13 protein-coding genes and 2 CRISPR repeat arrays are annotated in these 21348 nt (G+C 70.3%); of the genes, 12 read left to right on the plus strand and 1 reads right to left on the minus strand.

What is annotated here, in order from left to right; translation table 11 throughout:
- Positions 1–81: 81 nt before the first annotated feature.
- From EXW95_RS19860 to EXW95_RS19915, 12 genes are all read left to right on the plus strand, one after another.
- On the plus strand, positions 82–939 hold the full coding sequence (locus tag EXW95_RS19860) for a hypothetical protein (RefSeq protein WP_371810199.1): 858 nt from the start codon (positions 82–84) through the stop codon (positions 937–939).
- Positions 936–1193 carry a hypothetical protein gene (locus EXW95_RS19865; RefSeq protein ID WP_174369233.1) on the plus strand — a complete coding sequence of 86 codons (258 nt, stop codon included), beginning with the start codon at positions 936–938 and terminating at the stop codon, positions 1191–1193. Before EXW95_RS19860 ends, EXW95_RS19865 begins: the two co-directional genes overlap by 4 nt.
- A 38-nt stretch (positions 1194–1231) precedes the next feature.
- Entirely contained in the window at positions 1232–2902 is a 1671-nt protein-coding gene (locus EXW95_RS19870; RefSeq protein WP_174369234.1) for a hypothetical protein, read from the plus strand.
- On the plus strand, positions 2899–4128 hold the full coding sequence (locus EXW95_RS19875; protein ID WP_174369235.1) for a hypothetical protein: 1230 nt from the start codon (positions 2899–2901) through the stop codon (positions 4126–4128). Before EXW95_RS19870 ends, EXW95_RS19875 begins: the two co-directional genes overlap by 4 nt.
- Positions 4125–7871, plus strand: coding sequence for a DEAD/DEAH box helicase (locus tag EXW95_RS19880; protein ID WP_174369236.1), 3747 nt, complete (start codon positions 4125–4127; stop codon positions 7869–7871). The genes EXW95_RS19875 and EXW95_RS19880 overlap by 4 nt, the downstream gene beginning before the upstream one ends.
- A complete protein-coding gene (locus tag EXW95_RS21450) occupies positions 7838–9601 on the plus strand; it encodes a Zn-binding domain-containing protein (protein ID WP_174369237.1) in 1764 nt (587 codons plus the stop codon). Before EXW95_RS19880 ends, EXW95_RS21450 begins: the two co-directional genes overlap by 34 nt.
- A gap of 46 nt (positions 9602–9647) precedes the next feature.
- A CRISPR array of direct repeats spans positions 9648–11194; the repeat unit is 35 nt; unit sequence GTTTCAATCCCTTACCAGGGAAGTGCTTCTGAGAC.
- Positions 11195–11541: 347 nt separating this feature from the next.
- Entirely contained in the window at positions 11542–13572 is a 2031-nt protein-coding gene (locus EXW95_RS19890) for a hypothetical protein (protein WP_174369238.1), read from the plus strand.
- 1 nt (position 13573) lies between these two features.
- A complete protein-coding gene (gene csm2, locus EXW95_RS19895; protein ID WP_174369239.1) occupies positions 13574–14029 on the plus strand; it encodes a type III-A CRISPR-associated protein Csm2 in 456 nt (151 codons plus the stop codon).
- Positions 14030–14031: 2 nt separating this feature from the next.
- Entirely contained in the window at positions 14032–14877 is an 846-nt protein-coding gene (gene csm3 / locus EXW95_RS19900) for a type III-A CRISPR-associated RAMP protein Csm3 (protein WP_174369240.1), read from the plus strand.
- 8 nt (positions 14878–14885) lie between these two features.
- Entirely contained in the window at positions 14886–15983 is a 1098-nt protein-coding gene (locus EXW95_RS21455; protein WP_174369241.1) for a hypothetical protein, read from the plus strand.
- Positions 15980–17317 (plus strand): type III-A CRISPR-associated RAMP protein Csm5, encoded by a 1338-nt coding sequence (csm5, locus tag EXW95_RS19910; protein ID WP_174369242.1) that lies wholly within the window; start codon positions 15980–15982, stop codon positions 17315–17317. Before EXW95_RS21455 ends, csm5 begins: the two co-directional genes overlap by 4 nt.
- A complete protein-coding gene (locus EXW95_RS19915) occupies positions 17318–18514 on the plus strand; it encodes a hypothetical protein (RefSeq protein WP_174369243.1) in 1197 nt (398 codons plus the stop codon). It abuts the gene before it with no gap.
- Positions 18515–18571: 57 nt separating this feature from the next.
- On the opposite strand, the gene EXW95_RS21205 is transcribed toward EXW95_RS19915, so the two are convergent.
- A complete protein-coding gene (locus EXW95_RS21205; RefSeq protein WP_174369244.1) occupies positions 18572–20293 on the minus strand; it encodes a nuclease-related domain-containing DEAD/DEAH box helicase in 1722 nt (573 codons plus the stop codon).
- Between the two features lie 263 nt (positions 20294–20556).
- Positions 20557–21313: direct repeats of the CRISPR family, unit length 35 nt; unit sequence GTCTCAGAAGCACTTCCCTGATAAGGGATTGAAAC.
- The last annotated feature ends 35 nt before the right edge of the window (positions 21314–21348 follow it).

Below are 21348 nucleotides of genomic sequence, written 5' to 3' on the forward strand. Positions count from 1 at the left end.
GCAGTGTAGTGGAGTGGTTTCACAATTTTCCAGATGAGGTGAAGGGCCCGCGGGCACTGTGCAGGTCACGGAGGAGTTCACGTGCCCCACACCACGCCACCACGCCGACCCGAGCCTGTCCGTCTGGCCTATTGCCCCGGCGCGCCGCTGCCCCTCATCCTGTATCCAGACGCCGCGACCGACGCGGAGATGCAAAGTCGCGTCTACCAGGAACTGCATCAGCGCCGTCAGGCGGCCGCCCGGGTGACGGGCGGCGAACCCGAACGCACCGCGTTCATCACCGGCCTGCTCGAGGACGACCTCCTCGTGCAGGATGCCCGCCGCTCCTTCCTGGCGCACCTGCGCCGCAGCGGCGTGACCGAGCGGCTCTTCGCCGCCGCGGCTGACGTTGCCACGGAAGTCGTCCTGCGCGCCGCCTTCCGGCGGACCGGCGACCTGCTGCAGTGGAACCCGGACGTCGCGCCGCTGGCCGGCTGGTGGGGGCAGCAGGCCCTGTTCGAGTACAACAACGACGGGCGGCGCTTCGCGGAACGCAGCGCCGGGTACCGCCGCGGCGCCCGCACGAGCGTCACGCTGGTGAGTGCCGACGCCCTTCCCGTGGGGGAGGACGAGCCGGCCGCGCTCGACGTGCCGGACGTGGAAGCCGACCCGGCCCTGCGCTTCGAGCGCTACTCCGCCGGCGACCTGCTCGAGGCGCTGTTCATCCACTGCGCGGGGGACCCGGCCCTGGTGGACCTGCGGGTGTGGCTGGCGGCCGACGCGCTCCACGAGGACGCGCCCGTGTCGTTCAGTGTGGACGGCGCGCGCGTCGCGTGGCGCAGCCGCGGGCAGCAGGACGCCGCCGCGCTGCAGGGCGTCACCACCCGCACCATCCGCAACCGGGCCCGCGCCGTGGAAACTCTTCTCGAGCGCCTGCGCGGCCTGGCGGGGGCTGCGTGAAGCGGCGCGGACTGCCGGCCCTGCTCGCGGTCTTCCGGCCAGCGCCGCCCGCGACCCTGCCCCTGGTGACCGACCGGACCCCTGCCCCGGCGCCGCGTGCCGCACCCGTGCGGGACTGCCCGGACTGCGGGGGCAGCGGCCGGGACGGGGGCGACTGCCTGACCTGTGACGGCACCGGCGTGCCGCGTCTGCGCGTGCCCCGCCCGGCGCGCCTGCTCGACTGGGACGAGGTGACCCCATGGCCCGACCGGTGAGCGTTTCCGCTCCGGGCGCCGGGCTGCCATACGGGGGTATGCCCTCGTACTACGACTGGAACACCGCCCTGATCGAACACGTGACGCACGGCGCGCCGCTGGGCAGCACCGTGTACCTCGAAGTGAGCGACGAATCCCTGGAACGCATCGGCGTGCAGCGCTGGGGCGCGCCCGCCGCGGGAACCACCTGGGCGGGGGACTTCCGCGCCGCCGTGCAGGAGAGCTGCGCGCCGCGCGGCCGCGTGGAGGTCGCCTGGACGCTGCGCAACGACCCCCGCGGGCGGCCCCTGAGCGCCGCGTTCCTGGGCGCGACCGTCCTGGCGGCGTCGCACATGGCGTCGGCGGGCGTGGTGCATGAACGCAACTACTTCCAGCGGCTCGCGGAGGTCCTCGGGGTGCCGCTGGCCTCCCAGGGCCGCCCGCCGGGCCTGCCCAGCGGGGAGGAGGAGCCGCTGTGGCGCGCCTGGGCACGCTTCCTGCGCCGGCGCGGGTATGACAGCACGGCCCGCGCCGGGGAGGGCGCGCTGCGGTTCATCGCCTACCCGATCAGCCAGTCGCTCCTGAACGGCGCGGAACGGCAGCGGCTCACGCGGCTCTTCGCGGAGCGCGGCTACCCGGCGGGCTGGGACGGGGAGACGCTCGCGTCGCGCCTGCGGGCCGACGGGGTACCCAGCCGGAAACTGCAGGAACTCCTCCAGCGCACCGGGGCCGCCGCCGAGGACGTCCAGGGCGCGCTGCTCGACGCCCTGCAGGCCTTCCACGCCTCCGGCGCCGGGGAGGGCACCGGGGACGGGCTCGGCGGAGCCTGGTCGGCACGGCAGCTCGTGGCGGGCCTGTACCGCGACGAGGACTGGCGCGGGGAGGTCACCTACCGCCTGTTCCCGAAGCAGCCGCGCGGGGTGCGCCTGACGGACATGCGCGCCCGGCTGGGCGGGCAGGACTGGCCGCTGCAGCTCGAGCGGCCCGGGTACTACCAGCCGCTGGGGGACGTGAGTGCCCAGGACCTGCACACTGGCGCGCGGTTCGAGGTGACGGGCAGTCCCTTCGTGGACGCGCTCGTGCTGCCCGCCCGGGACTTCTGGCTGCTGCGCGAGGATCCGGACCTCCGCGGGCAGTTCGCGTCGCTGGGCACGCCCGGCCTGGGCGAGCACGTCCTGCTGCTCACGCGGGACACGCTGCTGCCCGACCTGCGGCGCTTCCGTGACGAGGGGCTGCTCGCCTGGACCGGTGAGCCCACGCCCGCCGGGGACGGCTGGGTGGAGGTCCGGGACGTGCTCGTGACCGGCAATCACTGGGCGGAGATCCCGGCGGGCGCGGCCCGCGCCCTGCACGACGCGCTGCGGCCGCCAGGCGGGGTGAGCGTGCGCCTGCACGGCGGGGTCCGCTCGCAGCGGGGCGGGGCGTACCTGCTGGGCGGCGCGCCGGACGTGGAAGTCACGTCCTTCTGGACCGACGCGCACCTGACGGTCTGCCGCGACGGCCAGGAGGTCTACGCCGCGCCGGTCACGCCGAACGAGCCGCTGACCGGGCTGCTGGACGCGGCCGGGGAGTACGAAGTGACGGCCGAGTCGCGTGGCGTGCGGTCTGTGCGGCTCCTGACCGTGCTGGACTGGACGGCGCTGCGCGCCGCGCCCGCCCCGGAGCTGAGCGGCGTGACGCTGGGCGGCGCGCAGGTGTGCGGCCCGTTCGTGTGGGAGGTGCAGGCGTGACGGCCCGCACTGGCGTGCGCTGGTACCGGGCGTACCGCGCGTACGGGAAAGCGCCCGCGGCAGTCGAGGAGATCGCGCGCCTGGTGGGCCGCCACCGCGCGCAGCTCGCGGACGTCGTCGTGAGTCTGCGCGTCGAGCGGCAGGCGCCCCGCGGGGAATTCCTGCTCTTCCTGACGCTGGAGACCGAGCAGTGGGGCGTCGTCCCGGATGAGATCGAGGACCTGCTCACCGGCTGCCGGTCCCTGACGCAGCCGCTGCCGGAGGCGTTCAGCCTGCCGGACATTCAGGGCATGGTGTCGGGTGAGGTGCAGGTCCGCGCGCTGGGGCAGTGCCTGGCGTACCGCGCGGTGCGCCGCGAGGCGTTCGAGGATCCGTTCGAGGTGGACGCCCGCGTGCTCGCCGTGGACGCGGAGATCCCCGCGGGCGCCGCCGAGCGGCTGCTGTGGTTCCTGTCCGCCGCCGGGAGCGGCTCCTGGGGCGCACTGCGTGCGGCGTGCGCGGCGCTCGGCGTGCCGGACGCGACGCTCGCCAACCGCCTGACGCGGCACCTGCGCCTGCTCGGGCACCTCGAAGTGCACCGCGGGGGCCGCTGGACGGTCACGCCCCCGGCGCTGCTCGATGTGGGCGGCGCGTGGGTGCGCAGCGGCGCGCGGGACGCCGCCACGCCCGGCCACCGCGCGGCGCACCCGGCCGCGCCGGACCGCCTCACGGTCCCCGCGCCCGGCAAGGGCGACGTGACGCTGCGCGCGCCGGGCGAGACGCTCGCGCGGGCCCTCCCGGACGCCCGCACGTTCGCCGCGACGCTCGAGGAGCTCGGCAGCGTCAACGCGGCGCTGCTGGACCTGCGGCGCTTCGACGGGCGGGCGTTCACGGACGCCCGCGCCGACCGGGACGGCCTGTACGAATGGCGCGTGGACGGCCGCGCGCAGTACGCCCTGCGCCTCGGGAGCACCTGGCGCCGCGCGGAATTCACGACCCTGCGCGCCCTGGCCGGGCACCTGGGCGGCTGGCTCGACCCGTGGCGCTACGACCCGGACACGCAGGCCCTCGCGGTCCGCTTCGAGGGCCGCCTGCCCGAGGTGTACGAGCGGGCGCTGGTGCTGTGCAGCGCCCAGCTGCCCGAACATCGCGGCGGGTGGCTGGTGTACGCCGGCGTGCCCCTGAGCGTCGCGGCGCGCCTCGCGTCCCTCTTCGACGTGGCGCTCGACACCCGGGGGCCGGCGTGAACGACGTCATCGGCCTGCACGCCCGCCTGGAGCGGATCTACGGCATGTACGTCGAGAGTGCCTTCCCGCTGCGCGACCGCGCGCTGCGCCAGGAACGGCAGGCCCTGCTGGCCCGCCCGGGCCTGCTCGCCCAGCCGCCCCTGATCGAACCCGCCGCGCAGTACGCCAGCAGCGGCCTCACCCTCGCGCAGGCCGCCCGGACCCTGCCCGGCGCGCTGGGGGACGTCGCGCACCTCGCCGCGCCGCTGCTGCCCGGGCCGCTCACCCTGCACGCCCACCAGCTCGACGCGCTGCGCCTCGGCGCGGCCGAGGGCCGCGACCTGGTCATCACGACCGGTACCGGCTCCGGGAAGACCGAGTCATTCCTGCTGCCCCTCCTCGCGCAGATCGCCGCCGAGAGCGCCACCTGGACCCCGGTCCGCGCGCCCGGCGAGCGGCGCTGGTGGCGCGCCGGGATCACCCGCCCGCCCGGCGCGCAGTGGGGGCACGTCACGCGGCCCGCCGCGGTGCGCGCCCTGATCCTGTACCCGCTCAACGCCCTCGTCGAGGACCAGATCCGCCGCCTGCGGGCCGTACTGGACGACCCGGCCGTGACCGACTGGCTGGACCGCACCCGCGGCGGGAACCGCGTCACCTTCGGCCGCTACACCGGCCTGACGCCCGTACCCGGCGCGCCCGGTAACGCACGGAACCTCAAGCGGCTGCGTCAGCACCTGCAGGACACCGACCGCCAGTCGGCGGCCCTGGCGGGGCTCGACCCTGACGTCCGCGCGCACTTCCCGAACCTGGACGGCGGGGAAGCCTGGAGCCGCTGGGATATGCAGGACACCCCGCCGGACCTGCTGATCACGAACTACTCCATGCTCAACATCATGCTCATGCGCGAGGTGGAAGCCCCGATCTTCGACGCGACCCGCGCGTGGCTGCAGTCGAGCCCCGACCACGTCTTCCACCTCGTCGTGGACGAACTGCACGCCTACCGCGGCACGCCCGGCACCGAGGTGTCGTTCATCGTGCGGCTGCTCCTGGGGCGCCTGGGCCTCACGCCCGACAGTCCGCAACTGCGCGTCACCGCCACGACCGCCAGCCTCGACGACGGCCCCGCCGGCCGGGCCTTCCTGACCGAGTTCTTCGGGCGGGACCCGCAGCGGTTCTCGTTCATCAGCGGCACGCTCGCCTCGCTCCCGGACGCGCCACAGGCGGGCGTGGGCGGGCACGCGGACGCGTTTGCCGCCTTCGCGCGGGCCGTGCAGCCCGACCCGGTGCAGCCGCCCGCCCCGCAGCCCGTCACGGACGGGCCCCTGGAAGTCCTGGCTGATGCGCTCGGCGCGGCCCCCGCAGGCGGGCGTCCCGCCGCGGCGCGCCTCGGGACCGCCCTGAGCGGCGTGGGCCTCCCGGCCGAGCTGCGCGCCGCGTGCACCGACGAGCAGGGACAGGTGCGCGCCACCCGCGCGGACCAGCTCAGCGCGCGCCTGTTCGCGGGCCACAGCGACGGCCAGGAGGCCCTGCGCGGCGCCCTGATGGCCCTCGCGGCTGCCCGGCGCGAGGACGGCGGGCCGCTCGCGCCGCTGCGCGCGCACCTGTTCTTCCAGAACGTCCAGAACCTCTGGGCCTGCACCGACCCCACCTGCGTGCCCGGCCGCCCGGACGGCGTGCCCATCGGGCGCCTGCACGACGAGCACCGCCTCGCCTGTGACTGCGGCAGCCGCGTCCTCGACGTGATCGTCTGCGACGTGTGCGGCGCGGCCTTCTACGGCGCGCAGCGCAAGGCGCAGGGCTCCTCGGAAGTCCTGAGTGCCGACCGCAGCGACCTCGAGGACGTCCCCGACAGCAGCGACCACCGCACGCACGGCACGTACGCCGTGCTGTGGCCCGTCGAGTCCCACGACACCCAGCCCGAGACGCCCAGTTACAGCTGGAAATCCCGGTCCGGCGCGCCCGAACTCGACTGCTCGTGGCAGCGGGCGTTCCTGCACCGCCGCACCGGCACCCTGACCCGCTCCCCCGGCGCGGCCCGCGAACCCGGCATGCAGCCCGTCTGGGCGTACACCGTGAGCGCCGGCAACCCCGGCGGCGCGCCCGCCATGCCGCCGATCTGCCCGGCGTGCACCACCGACTTCCGCCGCCGCGAGCGCTTCCCCACGCCGCTGCGCCCCCACCGCACCGGCTTCCAGAAGGCCACGCAGGTGCTGGCCAGCACCCTGATGCGCGAAGTGCCCGCCGACCAGCGCAAACTCGTGGTGTTCAGCGACTCCCGCCAGGACGCCGCGCGCCTCGCCGCGGGCCTCGAACGGGACCACTTCCGCGACATGGTGCGCGTCGCGCTGCTCGGCGCGCTCGGCGACGCCTCCGCCGTGCTGGCCAGCGCCGTCCGCGCCCTCGCCGACCAGCTGCCCGGCGCCCGCGACCGTTTCCTGAGCGTCAACCCTGCCCTGCAGGCCGCGCTGGACGAGCCGGTCACCGAGGCCGACCGCGCCCGCCTGAGGCAGCACGCCGCCCGGCTGCAGCCCCTGACGCTGTGGCTGATGAACCTCGGCGACGAGCGCACCGAGGCCGACGTGGACGCCCTGCTGCGCCAGTACCCCACCCGCGTGCCGCTGGGCCAGCTGCGCGACGCGGTGTACACGCACCTGCTGACCCTGGGCCTGTGCCCCGGCGGGAACACCCGTGCGGCCCTGCACTACCGCACCGATGACGGCGTCAAACCCTGGTACGCCGCGTTCCACTGGGCCGAGCGGAGCGTCACCGTCCAGCGCGACCAGGCCAGCGTCCGCCACGACGAGCGCCTGCGGGAACTCCTGCTCGGCGAGATCATGGAGGTCCTCTTCACGCACGTCGTGCGGACCCTCGAGAGCGTCGGTCAGGGCCTCGTGCACGTCCCCCTCCCCGCCCACACGCCCGTCCACGTGCAGGAAGCCGCCAACGCCCTGGCCCGCGTGCTGGCCGTCAAACGCCGGCACACCGCCAGCCAACGCCACGTGGCGGGCCATGATATCCGCCTGCCACAACCCGCCACGCTGTACCTGCGCGCCCTGAACCTCGACCCGGACGTCCTGGCCGATCAGCTCGTGCAGGCGGGCCACGCCGAACCCGGCGAGTACGGCCTGAACCTCCGGCCCGGCACGCTCGAACTGCTCGCGGGCAGCGCCCACGGCTGGCGCTGCGTGCGCTGCGACGCGTACTACCAGCACGCCGCCGGCGGCCTGTGCGCCACCTGCGCCACCACCCGGGGCAAGGACACCAGCGTCGCCCGGCTGCAACCCGGCGCGCGCGACACCGAGCGGGACTACTACGCGTACCTCGCGCGGGACTTCGGGGCCGCGTACCGCCTGAACACCCAGGAACTCACCGGGCAGACGAGCAGCGAGGCCCGCCCCGCCCGGCAGCGGCACTTCCAGGACGTGTTCCTCCCCGGCGAGGAACCCCGCGCGCAGGGCGTGGACCTCCTGAGCGTCACCACCACCATGGAGGCAGGGGTGGACATCGGCGCGCTGCTCGCCGTCGCCATGAGCAACATGCCGCCGCGGCGTTTCAACTACCAGCAGCGTGTCGGCCGCGCGGGCCGACGCGGCGCGGGCCTGAGCGTCGCCCTGACGTTCTGCCGCGGCCGCAGTCACGACGCGTACTACTACGCCCGCCCCGAGAGCATCACCGGCGACGCCCCCCACCCCCGTACCTCGACACCGGGCGGGACACGATCTTCCGCCGCGTGCTCGTCAAGGAGATCCTGCGCCGCGCCCTGAGCGGCCTGCCCAGCGACGGCACCGAGAGCGTCCACGGGGAGTTCGGCCTCAGCGAGGACTGGCCCCGCACCCGCCCCGTCGTGCAGGCCTACCTGACGCGGACGGACACGCCCGCCGAACTGCGCGCCCTGACGGCGGCCCTCGCGGCGCACACCCGCCTCCAGAACCCGCAGGCGGTGCTCGACGACATCCTGGGCACCCTGCTGGAGCGCATCGACGAGGTCGCCCTGAGCCCCCGCTACACCCACGCGCACCTCAGTGAACGCCTCGCCAGCGCCGCGCTGCTGCCGATGTTCGGCTTCCCCACCCGCGTACGCAACCTGTACCTCGACCCGCTCGGCCAGCTCACCCGCAGCGCCCGCGAGCCCGACACCGTCGACCGGGACCTCGACCTCGCCATCAGCTCCTTCGCGCCGGGCGGCACCGTCGTCAAGGACAAACTTGTGCACACCGTCCACGGCGTCCTCGACCTGCGCCCCACCAGCCGGGGCCACCAGACCCTCCCCGGCCTGCACCCGCCCCTGGCCGAACTCAACCCGCTGCTGCTGGGCCTGTGCGGCGCGTGCCACGCCGTGCACCACCCCATGCCCGAACCCGCCAGTCCCGGCCAGCACGACGCCACCTGCCCCACCTGCGGCCAGGCCACCGTCCGCGTGCTCGACGCGCGCGAACCCCGCCACTTCTACACCGACGGCGACCGGGACGACTACGACGGGCACATCGAGTACATGGGCCGCAGCAGCCGCCCCACCCTCGCCGTGCGCGGCGACCCCGACCCCACCTCCCAGGCGCGCAACGCCACCCTGACCGCCCGCACCGAGGAACTCCTCACCCACAACGACGCCGGGGGGCGCGGCGGGTACACCTTCACGCCCCACCCGACCCTCCACGGCGTCTACGCCGCTGACACCGCCATCACGCCCGCCGCGCAGACCAGCAGCCGCGCCCGCCGCGTCGCGCTGCTCTCCCGGCGCGTCACCGACACCCTCCTGATCCGCCCCACCACCTGGCCCGCGCACACCCACGCACCCACGAGCACCGTGGACGGCCGCGCCGCGTGGTACACCCTCGCGTACACCCTGCGCGCCGCCGCCGCCGCGCACCTGGACATCGAACCCACCGAACTCGACGCGGGCCTGTACGTCGGCCCCGCCCACACCGGCAACGACACCGGCCACGCCTTCCTCTGCGACCGCCTGGAAAACGGCGCGGGGTACGCCACGCACCTCGGCCAGCCCGGCCCGTTCCAGGCGACCCTGGCGCACGTCCAGGCGCACCTCGCCCCGTACTGGCACCGGCACGCACCGGACTGCGACAGCAGCTGCGCCCGCTGCCTGCGCGACCACGCCAACACCACCTACCATCCCCTGCTCGACTGGCGACTGGCGCTGGACATGACCCGCATCCTGAGCGGCGACCCCCACACGCCGGACCTGCACACCCCGCACGGCGACCACCCGAACCCCTGGGCGGCCCTCGTGACCGGCGCGCACGCGCCCATCCCAGCCGTCCTGACGCAACTGGGCTACGCGCCCGCCGGACTGCACCCGCACGTCCCCACGTTCACCACCCGCACCCGCACGGGCGACCGCACCCTGATCGTCACGCACCCCCTCTGGACCCCTGACCACCCGCACCTCCAGGCGATCCACGCGCAGATCCCCAACTCGCACGAGGTGCGGGAGGTCAGCGCGCTGCGACTGATCCGCCGCCCCAGCGACGCCCTGTAACCCAGCACAACGACAAGCGCCCCCGCCGAATGCACAGGCGGGGGCGCTTTCAATTCCTTATCAGGGAAGTGCTTCTAAGACACCTATTTCACGATTTACCTTTCAACGCTGTTGGGCTTGTTTCAATCCCCTATCGGGGCGGTGCTGCTGAAACACGCTTTACAGCGGAAATTAACGCGATTTTCAGACTAGGCGAGTTTCAATCCATTATCAAGGAGGCCCTTCTGAGATTTTCGCTAAACGTGAACTCATGACTTACAATATCTTGGTTCAATTGCTTATCAGGGAAGTGCTTCTGAGACAAATGGGAGTGGAAACGGCAGAGCTGCGCGTGACGGTTTCAATCCCTTATCTGGGAAGTGCTTCTGAGACAGTCCGCCTAAGACGAAGTGAGACAACACGTACTATTTTCAATCCCTTATCAGGGAAGTGCTGCTGAGACCATCCTCACCGCGAACATCGGGTACCAGGGCGCCGTCCGTCTGAACGAGTTTCAATCCCTTACCAGGGAAGTGCTTCTGAGACGTTCACCAAGGCGCTAAGCAACCCCGACACACGCTTGTTTCAATCCCTTATCAGGGAAATGCTTCTGAGACACCATCTTCCTACTCGCCCACACCCACCACATCGTGTTTCAATCCCTTATCAGGGAAGTGCTTCTGAGACTCCCGGATGACCTGCTGACCCTCGCACGCAGCGCGTTTCAATCCCTTATCAGGGAAGTGCTTCTGAGACGCCCTGAGCATTCTCGCCATGAACCCCTGCCCGGAAGTTTCAATCCCTTATCAGGGAAGTGCTTCTGAGACAAGGGCGACATGGCCGTCTGGCCCACCGAGGAGTCGTTTCAATCCCTTACCAGGGAAGTGCTTCTGAGACGAGGCGCTGCCGCTCGACGGGGTGCATGCGTACACGTGGTTTCAATCCCTTACCAGGGAAGTGCTTCTGAGACATAAGGATGTGGATGGTATGTGGTACGCCTTCCGTGTTTCAATCCCTTACCAGGGAAGTGCTTCTGAGACAGGCCCTGCGCAGGGACGCCGTCGCCTACCTCCGGGACAGGTTTCAATCCCTTACCAGGGAAGTGCTTCTGAGACAACATCAGCAAGTACGAGCGGGTCATGGCGGACTACGACTGTTTCAATCCCTTACCAGGGAAGTGCTTCTGAGACAAATGGGTTAAACACTTCAAGGCTTATTCTGATCTGGTTTCAATCCCTTACCAGGGAAGTGCTTCTGAGACCGCGCGGTGGAACTTGGAAGAATGCACTCACGGTCGTTTCAATCCCTTACCAGGGAAGTGCTTCTGAGACATCATCATGACGTACACATTCGATATCGGAGGTAGGCGGTTTCAATCCCTTACCAGGGAAGTGCTTCTGAGACCCGAACGGGGGGACGCCACCCGCACCGCCACACACAAGTTTCAATCCCTTACCAGGGAAGTGCTTCTGAGACTCAATGACTTCACCCGGCCCGCCCGTGATATGCCGTTTCAATCCCTTACCAGGGAAGTGCTTCTGAGACGAACTGATGCCCACCCCCACGGCTGCATATGGTCGTTTCAATCCCTTACCAGGGAAGTGCTTCTGAGACTCTACCTTCGGGCGAGCCCGTGCAGCACGTTCTTTTTAGCATGTGAACTGTAAGCGCGTCATGAGTATGCATTCATTTTCCGAACATGAGAGTCCGGCCGTGTCTTTTTGCCTGTCCTGGTCGGCTGCGGGACGTAAATGAGATTCTGGAAGCGCTGCATACGAATTATGACCACTGGGCGCAGGTATTCCGCTCTCATCTGTATAATCTTCATTTTCGTTCCGTCGGGTGGCCTGGGCCGTTTCCGCTTTCCCCCCGTTGGGGCCATACCGCAGATGTGGCGGTGGCCTGCGGGGCTGCCGTCTACACTCGCGGCATTACTTCAACGGTGCTGGAAAAGGTGGACGATGGAACAGGAATTGCAGGCGCTGCTCCGGCATGTGCGGGGTGGTCAGGCTCGGGGGCTGGATGTGCTGTTCCAGCGGCTGGGCGATTCGGGGGTGTACCGCGTGGCGGACGCCCGGTACCCGCTGGCGGAGGTGGACCCGCTGCGGGTGAACCTGCCGGGCGGGCCGGGGGACGCGGGGGCGCTGGCGGGGGCGTTGGAGGCGGCGTTGCCGCTGGCGTCGTCGCCGGAGGCGGCCGTGACGCTGCTGGAACGCTTTGGTGGGTTCGTGGCGGCGCTGGACGAGCGGGGGGCTGAGGTGGGGGGCGTGTCGTGGTTCGATCAGGCGCGCGTCCGGTCGGCGCTGTCGGCGTGTGGAGAGGAGGTGCTGGTGCTGCGGGCGGATGTCAGTGGCATTCAGGAGTTCATCTACCGGGCGCAGTCGCGGCACGCGTCGAAGTCGCTCCGGGCGCGGTCGTTCTACCTGGAGGTGCTGGCTGTTCACGCGTTGCGGGGGCTGCTGGCGGCGTGTGGCGTGTCGCGCGTGCACGTGGCGTACGTGGGTGGGGGTGGCTTCGGCCTGTACCTGCCGGTGCGGTTCGAGGCGGAGGTCTCGGCGTTCGCGCAGCGGTTTGATGACTGGTTGTGGGGCGCGCATCAGGGCACGCTGGGGTTCTCGGTCGCGGTGGTGCGCGTGCCGCGCGCGCAGGTGGAGGCCGGAGGGGAGTTCCAGCGGGAGTTGTCGCGGCTCCTGGGTGTGCAGAAGGCCCGGCGGCGGCAGGGTCGCCTCGCGTCGGTGTTCGGTGGGGTGTCCTTGCCCGTGCCGCGCGTGGAGGCCGAGGAGGCGCTTGACGCGGCCCTCATCGCGTTCGGGGGTCTGCTGCCCAGTGCGACGCACGTGGAGGTGCGCCCGGCAGGCGACGCGCAGGGGCGCGGGTGGGTGACGGTGCAGGACCGCGCGTACCGTCCGCTGCGGGCCCGGCCGGGGGACGCGCTGCCGCCCGAGCGGCTGGCCCTGAACTCCCTGCTGGACCTGGGCGCGTTCCCGATGTTCACGGGGAACTACGTGACCCGCGTGCGGGACGTCCCCCCGTCCCTGCGGAACACTGGGGTGGATCAGGACGAGGGGCCGGACAGCGTCGCGTCGCACGAGCAGCTCGTGGACCTGGCGCTGGGGCAGCCGCGGCTGGCGCTGTACCGCTGCGATGCGGACAACATGGGCTCGTTCTTCGCGGGCGGGATTCCCGGTCATTCGGCGGCGCGGCACGCGACCCTCTCGCGGCTGATGAGCCTGTTCTTCCAGGGGTACGTGAACGCCCTGTGCGCCGGGCGGGACCCCCTGCTGCCGGGTCTGCCGCAGGCGGCGCGCAGTGAACGCGCCGGGCACGGGCGGTACCTGAACATCATCTACAGCGGTGGGGACGACGCCGTGGTGGTCGGCGCGTGGAACGAGGTGCTGACCTTCGCGGTGGACCTGCGCCGCGCCTACCGGGCGTTCACGGGCGGGAACGATCGCCTGGGCCTGAGTGGCGGGGCGTTCATCGCCAAGGCGAAGTTCCCCCTGATCCGCATGGCGGACCTCTCGCATCAGGCCGAGGCTCTGGCAAAGCAGGCGCGGGACGGCGAACGCGTGGTCAAGGACGGGTTCGTGCCGTTCCTCACGGCGGACGCCCCGCTGGACGACCCGCGCGCCGCGGTCCGCTGGAACGTGTTCGCCTCGCTCGACGGGGCAGGTGGCCTGAACCGCACCCTGGACCTCCTCGGGGACTTCCTGGCCCTCCGCGCGGATTCCACCGGCCCGGACGGCGTGGAACTGGACGTGAAGCGCGCGTTCCTGTGGAAACTGCAGGCGTTCGCCCAGCGGGATGGGGACGCGTGGCGTCTGCCGCTGCTGCACTACGCGCTGGCCCGCGCCACGCCGCCCGCCAGCCGCTCGACCGAGTGGCAGGCGCTGCAGCGGACGCTGCTGCGCCGCGACACCTGGCCTCACCTGGGGCACGTGCTGGGGTTCCTGCACCTCGCGCGGCCCACCGCAACCGAAAGGATGGACTGACATGACCTGGACGCAAACCTTCAAGGCCGCCCGCGGCGACGCGCAGACCCTCAGTGAACTGGCGGACTTCAACCCCCTGATCGAACTGGCCGAACAGGTCGGCCGTGACCTGCAGCGGGACGGCGTGAGTAGCCGTCAGATTCGCGTGCTGCTGTCCGAGACGACCGCCGGCGTGAGCCGCATCCGCCGCGGCCGGACCCTCGGCATGGACGCCGGCGGCACCGACACCCCCCCCCGCGACATGCAGGACCGCGCAGCGCAGCGTGAGGCGGCACTGCTGAACATCAGCCTCGTGTACAACGCCGGGCGCGCCAAGAGCGGCGAACACGCCATCCGTCAGCTCACGGACCTGATGGGCGAGGTCACGCGCGCCGTGAAGACCTTCGAGGACTTCAAGGTGCTGCGCAAGTTCAGTGAGGCGGTCATGGCGTACTTCAAATTCCACGGGGGCAAATGAACATGGAACGTCAATTTCACGGCAAGATCATCATCGAACTGCCCTTCAAACTCCTGACCGGCACGCACATCGGCAACGCGAACGACGGGTTCGCCATCGGCGGGATCGACAAGGTCGTCATCCGTGACGCCGTCACGCGCCTGCCCATCGTGCCCGGCAGCAGCCTGAAGGGGAAACTGCGGTCCATCGTGGAAGCCCTTGAAGGTATGGAGAAACGCCAGCCGCTCGAGCAGGGCAAGTGGTACAACCGCGGCCACAGCACCATGTACCGCCACGAGGCCGACACCCGTGAGGAGGCCCTGAAGCACGCCGTGGACCGCACGTTCGGCACGACCGGGAAATCGGGGGCCGACACCAACCACCCGGCGCGTCTCGCCGTCAGTGACGCGCAGGTCACGCCCAAGACCGCCGAGGTGCTCTCCGAACTCGAAGGTGACTTCCCGTTCACGGAGATCAAGAGCGAGAACTTCCTCGACCGCATCACCAGCGCCGCCAACCCCCGCAGCCTGGAACGCGTGCCCGCCGGGAGCGTGTTCGTCAGCCGCCTGACGTACACCGTCGAGAACCTCGATCAGGTCCGCGACGACCTGCGTTTCGTGCTCGCCGCGCTCGAATGGCTGGAGGACGATTACATCGGTGGGAACGGCAGCCGCGGGTACGGCCGCGTGAAGTTCGGTCAGGCGCAGAAGCTCCCCATGGACACCATCGACAGCCTGCCCATCCGCGTGACCGTCAAGCCGCGCCGCGCGTACCTGGAGGACACGGCCGTGGAGGCGCAGGAGTACGCGTCGGTGCAGGCCCTCAAGGAAGCGCTGAAGGGGCCGCTGCTGCAGCCCCTGAGCCGCTGAGGCGCTGCGTGCGACGCGACCTGATCGTCCTGACGTTCACGCAGCCCCTGCGTGGACGGGACCTGCGCGCCGGGTACCTGCCCAGCGACCTGCTGTGGGGCGCGCTGTACGCGGCGGACGTGCGGCTCCAGGGTGACCCGCTGCCCGCCCAGGGTTCCTTCCGCGTGAGCAGCGCCTTCCCGTTCGTGGACGGCGAGTGGCTCCTTCCCAAGCCCCGCGTGACCGCCGAGGCCGCCCCGGCGTCCCCCGCTGCGGGGCGCGCGGACAAGAAGGCCGTCAAGGGCCTGGAGTTCGTGCGCCTGGGGGACTTCCTGACCCTGGCCGCCGGACAGCCCCTGAGCCCGGAGGCCCTGGCGGCCGCCCAGGCGTGGCAGCGGCGGGCGCTGCTGCCCGTCACCCCTGACGTGACGCCCCTGGCCGTCAGCGCGGAGGACCTCGCCCGCCTCGCCCGCCGGGTCCTGAAAGGCGACCCGGACACCTGGGCCGCCGGACGCTACGGCGCGCCGATCGCTGACCTGTCGGCGTCCGAGCGGCTGCACGCGTGGTTCGACCTGCGGGGCCGCGCCAGCGCTGGCCGCGCCGACCGGCAGCGCAACGCGCAGGACCGCGTGACGCAGGCGACCGACACCTTCATGACCGAGTCCCTCGCCCAGCCGCGCCTCGCATTCCTGCTCGAAAGTGACGGGGACGCCCCGCGCGCCCGCCTGCTGGCGGCGCTGCGCCTGCTCGCCGACACCGGCCTGGGCGGAATGCGCACCCAGGGCAGCGGGCAGTTCACGCTGGACGTGCAGCCGGTCCCGGCCACCCTCGCGGCCCGGCTCGACGGCAGTGGCCCGCACGTCCTGTTGAGCCTCACGCACCCCACCGAAGGGGAAGCGCAGGCCATCGAAGCTTCACCGGCCAGCCGGTACGGTCTGCGTCGCCGGGACGGGTACCTGGACGGCACGCCCCTGCAACGACAGGACGTGTGGATGCTCGCCGAGGGCAGCCTGATGCCCGGCCCGCTGGATGGCCGTGTCCTTGACGTGTCGCCCCCCGGCCACCCGCACCCGGTGTGGCGCAGCGGCCTGTGTGTCAGCGTCGCCGTTTCCGGAGGTGCCGCGTGAACCGCAACATGCTCAGTTTCGAGATCCGCGTGAAGCCCCTCTCCCCGGTCCACATCGGCATCGGAAACGAGTTCGTCGGGCGCGGCGCGTACCACCTCTACCAGGAGGGCCGCCAGGACCAGCTGGCCCTGCTGCAACCGCGGCGGCTGGCCGGGAGGCTGCTCGATCATTTCGGGGACCAGGGCCAGATCGCCGCGAAAGTTCAGGACTTCATGGAACGCGACGCGTACCCGGTCGCCATCGCGCGGGACATCGAGTCCGGCGCGATGGCCACCCGCCGCATGAGCGTCCACCCGGGCGCCTTGCCCTTCCTGCGCGCCACGGACCGCAACGGCGGCCTGAAGGTCATTACTGCGCAGGCGAACGGCCTGCCGTACATTCCGGGCAGCAGCGTGAAGGGTGCGCTGCGCACCGCGTGGCTCGACTGGCAGACCCAGCAGAAGGGTGCCTACGACCGGTTCAGAGGCGAGGTGCAGCAGGCCAACCTGCGCGGCCGCGACCGGGCCGACGACCCCATGATGGACCGCAAGCAGATCGCCGAGGGCCTCTCGGGCGCGGGCGGCCGGATGCAACCGCAGAACCGGGACCTGTTCCGCGCCGTGCAGGTCAGCGACTTGCTGCCCGACCGCACGCAGAACCTCACGAAGGTGTACGCCGTGCTGTCCATGTCCTATCAGGCGGGCAGTCACGCCCGACCCAGCAACGGTGGGAGGGCCGGCGCGCAGGCGTGGGAATGCCTGAACCCCGACGTGGGCGCGTCGTATACCGGCACGGTCACTGTAGATCTCGACCTGCTGCGCCGCATGCAGGTCAGTGACCCGGACGCCCGGAACCTCGCGCAGGCACTGGCCCGTCAGGCCGACTGGACGGAAGCGCTCGCCGGGTACGGAGAGCGCATCTACGGCACTGAAGAGCGGCACTACAACATGCTGGGAGACCTTGACCGGCAGGGTCAGGACGGCATCCAGCTCTGGGGCGAGGGTGGCCTCGTCCTGGACTGGGTGATGGCCGAAACTCAGGAAAAGGGCGCGCCTCGGCTCTTCCCGCTCGGCATGGGCACCGGTCTGCTCGCGCACAGTGTCCTGGGCGCGCTGCCACCCGAATCGAGTGACCTCGCGTTCCTGGGTGACGAACCGGGCCGGGACGACACCCTGCTCAAAGGCGTGCTCGACACGGGCCTGCGCCGCCCCAACAGCGCCTACCATGAGCCGGACTTCCCGTCCCCGAAATCCCGCCGGGTCACCGGCAACTTCAACGCGCGGACGCCCCGGGACATGCGGGCCGAACGGCCCCTGGGCTGGACGGAACTGACGCTCAAGGTCCGGGGCGGCTGAGTGGCGCACCGCGTCGTGGCGTTCGTGGGGAAGCAGGACCCCCACCGGCCGGATGGAACCCCCGGGCCGGTCCTGTCCGCCGCGAGGCTGCTTCGGCGGGACCTGAGGGCGGACGTCACCGGGGCGCTGCTGCTGTCCGTCGAGGGAGCCAGTGACCGCGCGGACGGGCGGGATGAGGGCATGCTGGGCATGCAGGGCCTGCGCAGCGAGGAACTTCAATCCGAACTGCGGGCTTTGTGGCCGGACCTGCCCGTGCAGCACGTCCAGCTGCACGCCGACCCGACGGATGCGCGCGCGCTGCTACGGGCCCTGCGGGCAGATCTGGACGTGCAGGCGTTCCGAGCCGGTGGGGAGGGTGTGCAGACGCACCTGCTGATGGCCAGTGGGACGCCCGCCATGCGCGAGGTGCTGGCCGCTGCGCAGTTCACGGAGTTCTTTGGGCGCACGCGTGGCTGGTACCGCCCGGACCGGGGCGACACGCTGCGCGAGGAGGTGCCGCTGGCGGTCGAGGCGGCCCTGCTCGCCTCGCTGCGCACCGCTGTGCAGGTGGGCGAGTTCCGCGCGGCCCGGCTGCTGTTGCCCGAGCTGCGGCATGATCAATCGGGTCAGGTCGGTGACCTGCTCGATCTGCTTCATCTCGAACAGGTGGGGGACCGGCAGGGGGCCTGGGAGATCCTGGTGCGGTGGAGTCCACCGGAGGCCCTCAGCGCCTGGAAGGACGAGGCTCTGCGGGCGCTGAAGCTGCACGGTGCGGCTGGTGGTCAGTTGATGCACCTGTGGAATGCCACGCAGGTCCGCTCCCCCCGCGAGGCGCTGCTGGCCTACGCGACCCTGCTGGAAGAAGGACTGAGGGCGCTGTGCGGATCGAGTGGCGTCCGCGTCGAACCGCGCAGCACGGCAGAGGGGATGGCGGGAGCGCTCCAGCGCGCCAGGGTGCCTCTCCCTGTGGAGTTGGACGCTGCGGCGGGCGTCCCGAAGCGGCTGTACTCCGCTCGCAACGGAGCCATCCATGCCGGTACCTCTGTTGCGATGGAGGACTTACCCGTCATTCAGGAGGCCGCGACGCAGTTGGTCCGGGCGTACCCTACCCAGGACGAGGAACTCGCCGCATTCCTCCGGCGGCCCCACCACAACGCGTTTGCTCCGCAGCGGTATGGGGAGCTGGCGCAGGTGATCTTCAGCTGGCTGAGCAGTTGAAGCTCCTGTGAAGGTGAGGGGCAGCCGCCCGGACGCATGCGCTGCGCCGGGCGGCCTTCACGCCGCGCCCTCTTCCGCGCCCGTCAGGTCGAGCAGCTCGGGGAACCCCCGGAAGTGCTCGCTGAGATTCAGGACTGTCAGCGATCCCTGCGCGCGGGTGATCGCCGTGTACGCCAGCATCGCCTGCGGCTGCGACAGACGCCCCGCCGTGTCGAGTACCGCCACCACGTGCCGCGCCTCCCATCCCTTGAAGGAATGCACCGTGCACGCCTTCAGCCGGGCGTCCCCCATCCAGAAGGCGTACTTCTGCCGCTTGTCGTCCTGATTCTCCGTGAACACGTGATTGACGTTCAGGCCCTGCGCCTCCAGCGCTGCGACGAGTTCCAGACCGAACGCGTGATCGGGCACGAGCAGCGCGATATCGGTCGCCTGCGCCCCCCCGTGCCGCAACGATCGGGCGACTTCCACCATGTCCTCCAGCGCCGCTGCACGGGAGTCCACGTTCCGCCAGTGCAGCTGCGGCGCACCCAGCGGCAGCATCGGCTGATCCGACTCGGCCAGCAGACCCACCCCTGGCAGGTACGCCCGCACGAACGCATTCGCCCAGCGCACCACGTCGTCATGCAGGCGCACGCTGCCCCGCAGCTCCCGGCACCGCCCGAACCGCGCGCCCGACAGCCACCCACCCGCACGCCCATACACGTTCTGCAGGTCGTCGCACGCCGCCACGAACTGCCCACCCTCCCGAACCAGGTCCATCAGCGCCTCGCCCCAGTCGTCCTCCAGGTCCTGCGCCTCATCCACCAGCACCGCGTCGAACTTCACGCCCAGCCGCGCGGCCGCCCGGCGCAGCAGCACAGCCGGATCCCCCCCGCAGTCCGCCCACGACAACCCCGCCTCATTCCCGAGCGTGGCCGCCACGCCATGCAGGTGCCCGAACGTCACATTCCCCAGCGCCCCGCCCCCACCCGCGCGCCGCACCCCATCCCGCAGCAGGTGCCACAACGTGATGTTGAAACTCACGACCAGCACCTTTCCCCCCGCCAGCGCCACACGGGCCGCGCGGGCCGCCAGCACCAGCGACTTCCCACTGCCCGCCACACCCCGCACCCGCACGAACCCCGCCCCCGGCGCCGCCAGCCGCTCCTGCGCCCGGGACAACCTCAGCGGCGCCTGCTGCTCCAGCGCATGCCGCGGCGGACAGAGCCACGCCCGCAACAGCGGCGCGAACTTCGTCGGCACCTCCGCCCCGCGCCCCACCCAGCGCTCCGCCGCACCCTGCACCAGACTGTCCCGCCCCAGCTGCCACACCGCCCCATGCACCCGACCCGCCGTGAACCGCCGCACCTGCGCCGCCGACGCCCCATGAAAGTACACGCCGACCCGCACCACCCCCAGCGCCCGCCAGCCCCGCTCCCGCACCAGCGCCCCCACCTCCGGCACCAGAAACCGCAGCACGTTCTCCCGGTAGAACTCCACCTTCCCGAACGGACTGCCCACCACACCCTCACCATGCGACCCCCGCACCCGCCACGACCGCTCCCCCGCCCCCCACGAGTAGCAGTCCAGCGACCAGTCCTTCACCTCCACGATCAACGCCCCACGCGTCGGGTGCAGCGCCACCACATCCGGCCGCGTCCCATTCAGGTACGGCTGCGCGAACACCTCCCACTCCGGCCCCAGATCCCGCTCCAGGAACGCCAGCAGATGCGCCTCGCCCGGTGTCAGCGGGGTCGGCAGGGCATTCAGAACCGGCCAGGGGGGAATCAGGGTCGCCATGCCCCCCTATGGCCGCGCGGAACACAGACCGGAAGGTGACGGAACGAAAATGAAGGTTATGCACATGAGAGAGGAAATTCGCTGCCGAGACAACGAAATCGCTATGCACGGCCAAAAAATTTTCATCTACGTCCCACAGTCGACCAGGATGGCGAAAAGAGGCCGTTTTCGCTCTCATCTTCAAAAAATGAATGCATACTCATGACACACTTACAGTTCACATGCTAAAAAGACCGTGCTGCACGGGCTCGCCAGAAGGTAGAGTCTCAGAAGCACTTCCCTGATAAGGGATTGAAACCGCCGTACGTGTCTCCCAGACTTCCGAATCGGGAATTTGTCTCAGAAGCACTTCCCTGATAAGGGATTGAAACATGTTCAGGGCCCGGCGAATGCGCTCCAGCAGGTCGTCTCAGAAGCACTTCCCTGATAAGGGATTGAAACTTGTAGACCGCGCTGACCATGATGCCACCCTGTTTCCGGGCAGTCTCAGAAGCACTTCCCTGATAAGGGATTGAAACGGATGGCTACAGTGCGGACGGCCTCCCGCTGGAAGTCGCGTCTCAGAAGCACTTCCCTGATAAGGGATTGAAACGCGGCCATCGAGGCGCACTTCGCCATGAAGGAGGCCGAGTCTCAGAAGTACTTCCCTGATAAGGGATTGAAACTCGTTCCCCCTCGGGTCGTGTTTCAATTCCAGCCGTCTCGGAAGCACTTCCCTGATAAGGGATTGAAACTCGCGGTTGCCGCCGAGGGACTGTGCCGAAGTGAACTTGTCTCAGAAGCACTTCCCTGATAAGGGATTGAAACGTTAGATTCCAACTTAAGCGCGATATATGCCACGCGTGTCTCAGAAGCACTTCCCTGATAAGGGATTGAAACAACTTCGATCTGGATGCCAACCACAAAGGTCTTTTGTCTCAGAAGCACCTCCCTGATAAGGGATTGAAACCACAGGTAGGCGAACATGCTGTCAAATTGACGGTTAGTCTCAGAAGCACTTCCCTGATAAGGGATTGGTGAAGTCGTTCACTTCCGCTTTCCGTCTCCTGCCGTCA

Origin of the sequence: Deinococcus sp. JMULE3 (assembly GCF_013337115.1) — a bacterium.
Taxonomy (GTDB): Bacteria; Deinococcota; Deinococci; order Deinococcales; family Deinococcaceae; genus Deinococcus.

Bases quoted from the DNA above. Each gene is read 5' to 3' on its own strand.
- EXW95_RS19870 (WP_174369234.1), top strand. From the start codon at position 1,232: ATGCCCTCGTACTACGACTGGAACACCGCCCTGATCGAACACGTGACG.
- EXW95_RS19890 (WP_174369238.1), top strand. From the start codon at position 11,542: ATGGAACAGGAATTGCAGGCGCTGCTCCGGCATGTGCGGGGTGGTCAG.
- csm2 (WP_174369239.1), top strand. From the start codon at position 13,574: ATGACCTGGACGCAAACCTTCAAGGCCGCCCGCGGCGACGCGCAGACC.
- csm3 (WP_174369240.1), top strand. From the start codon at position 14,032: ATGGAACGTCAATTTCACGGCAAGATCATCATCGAACTGCCCTTCAAA.
- EXW95_RS21205 (WP_174369244.1), bottom strand. From the start codon at position 20,293: ATGGCGACCCTGATTCCCCCCTGGCCGGTTCTGAATGCCCTGCCGACC.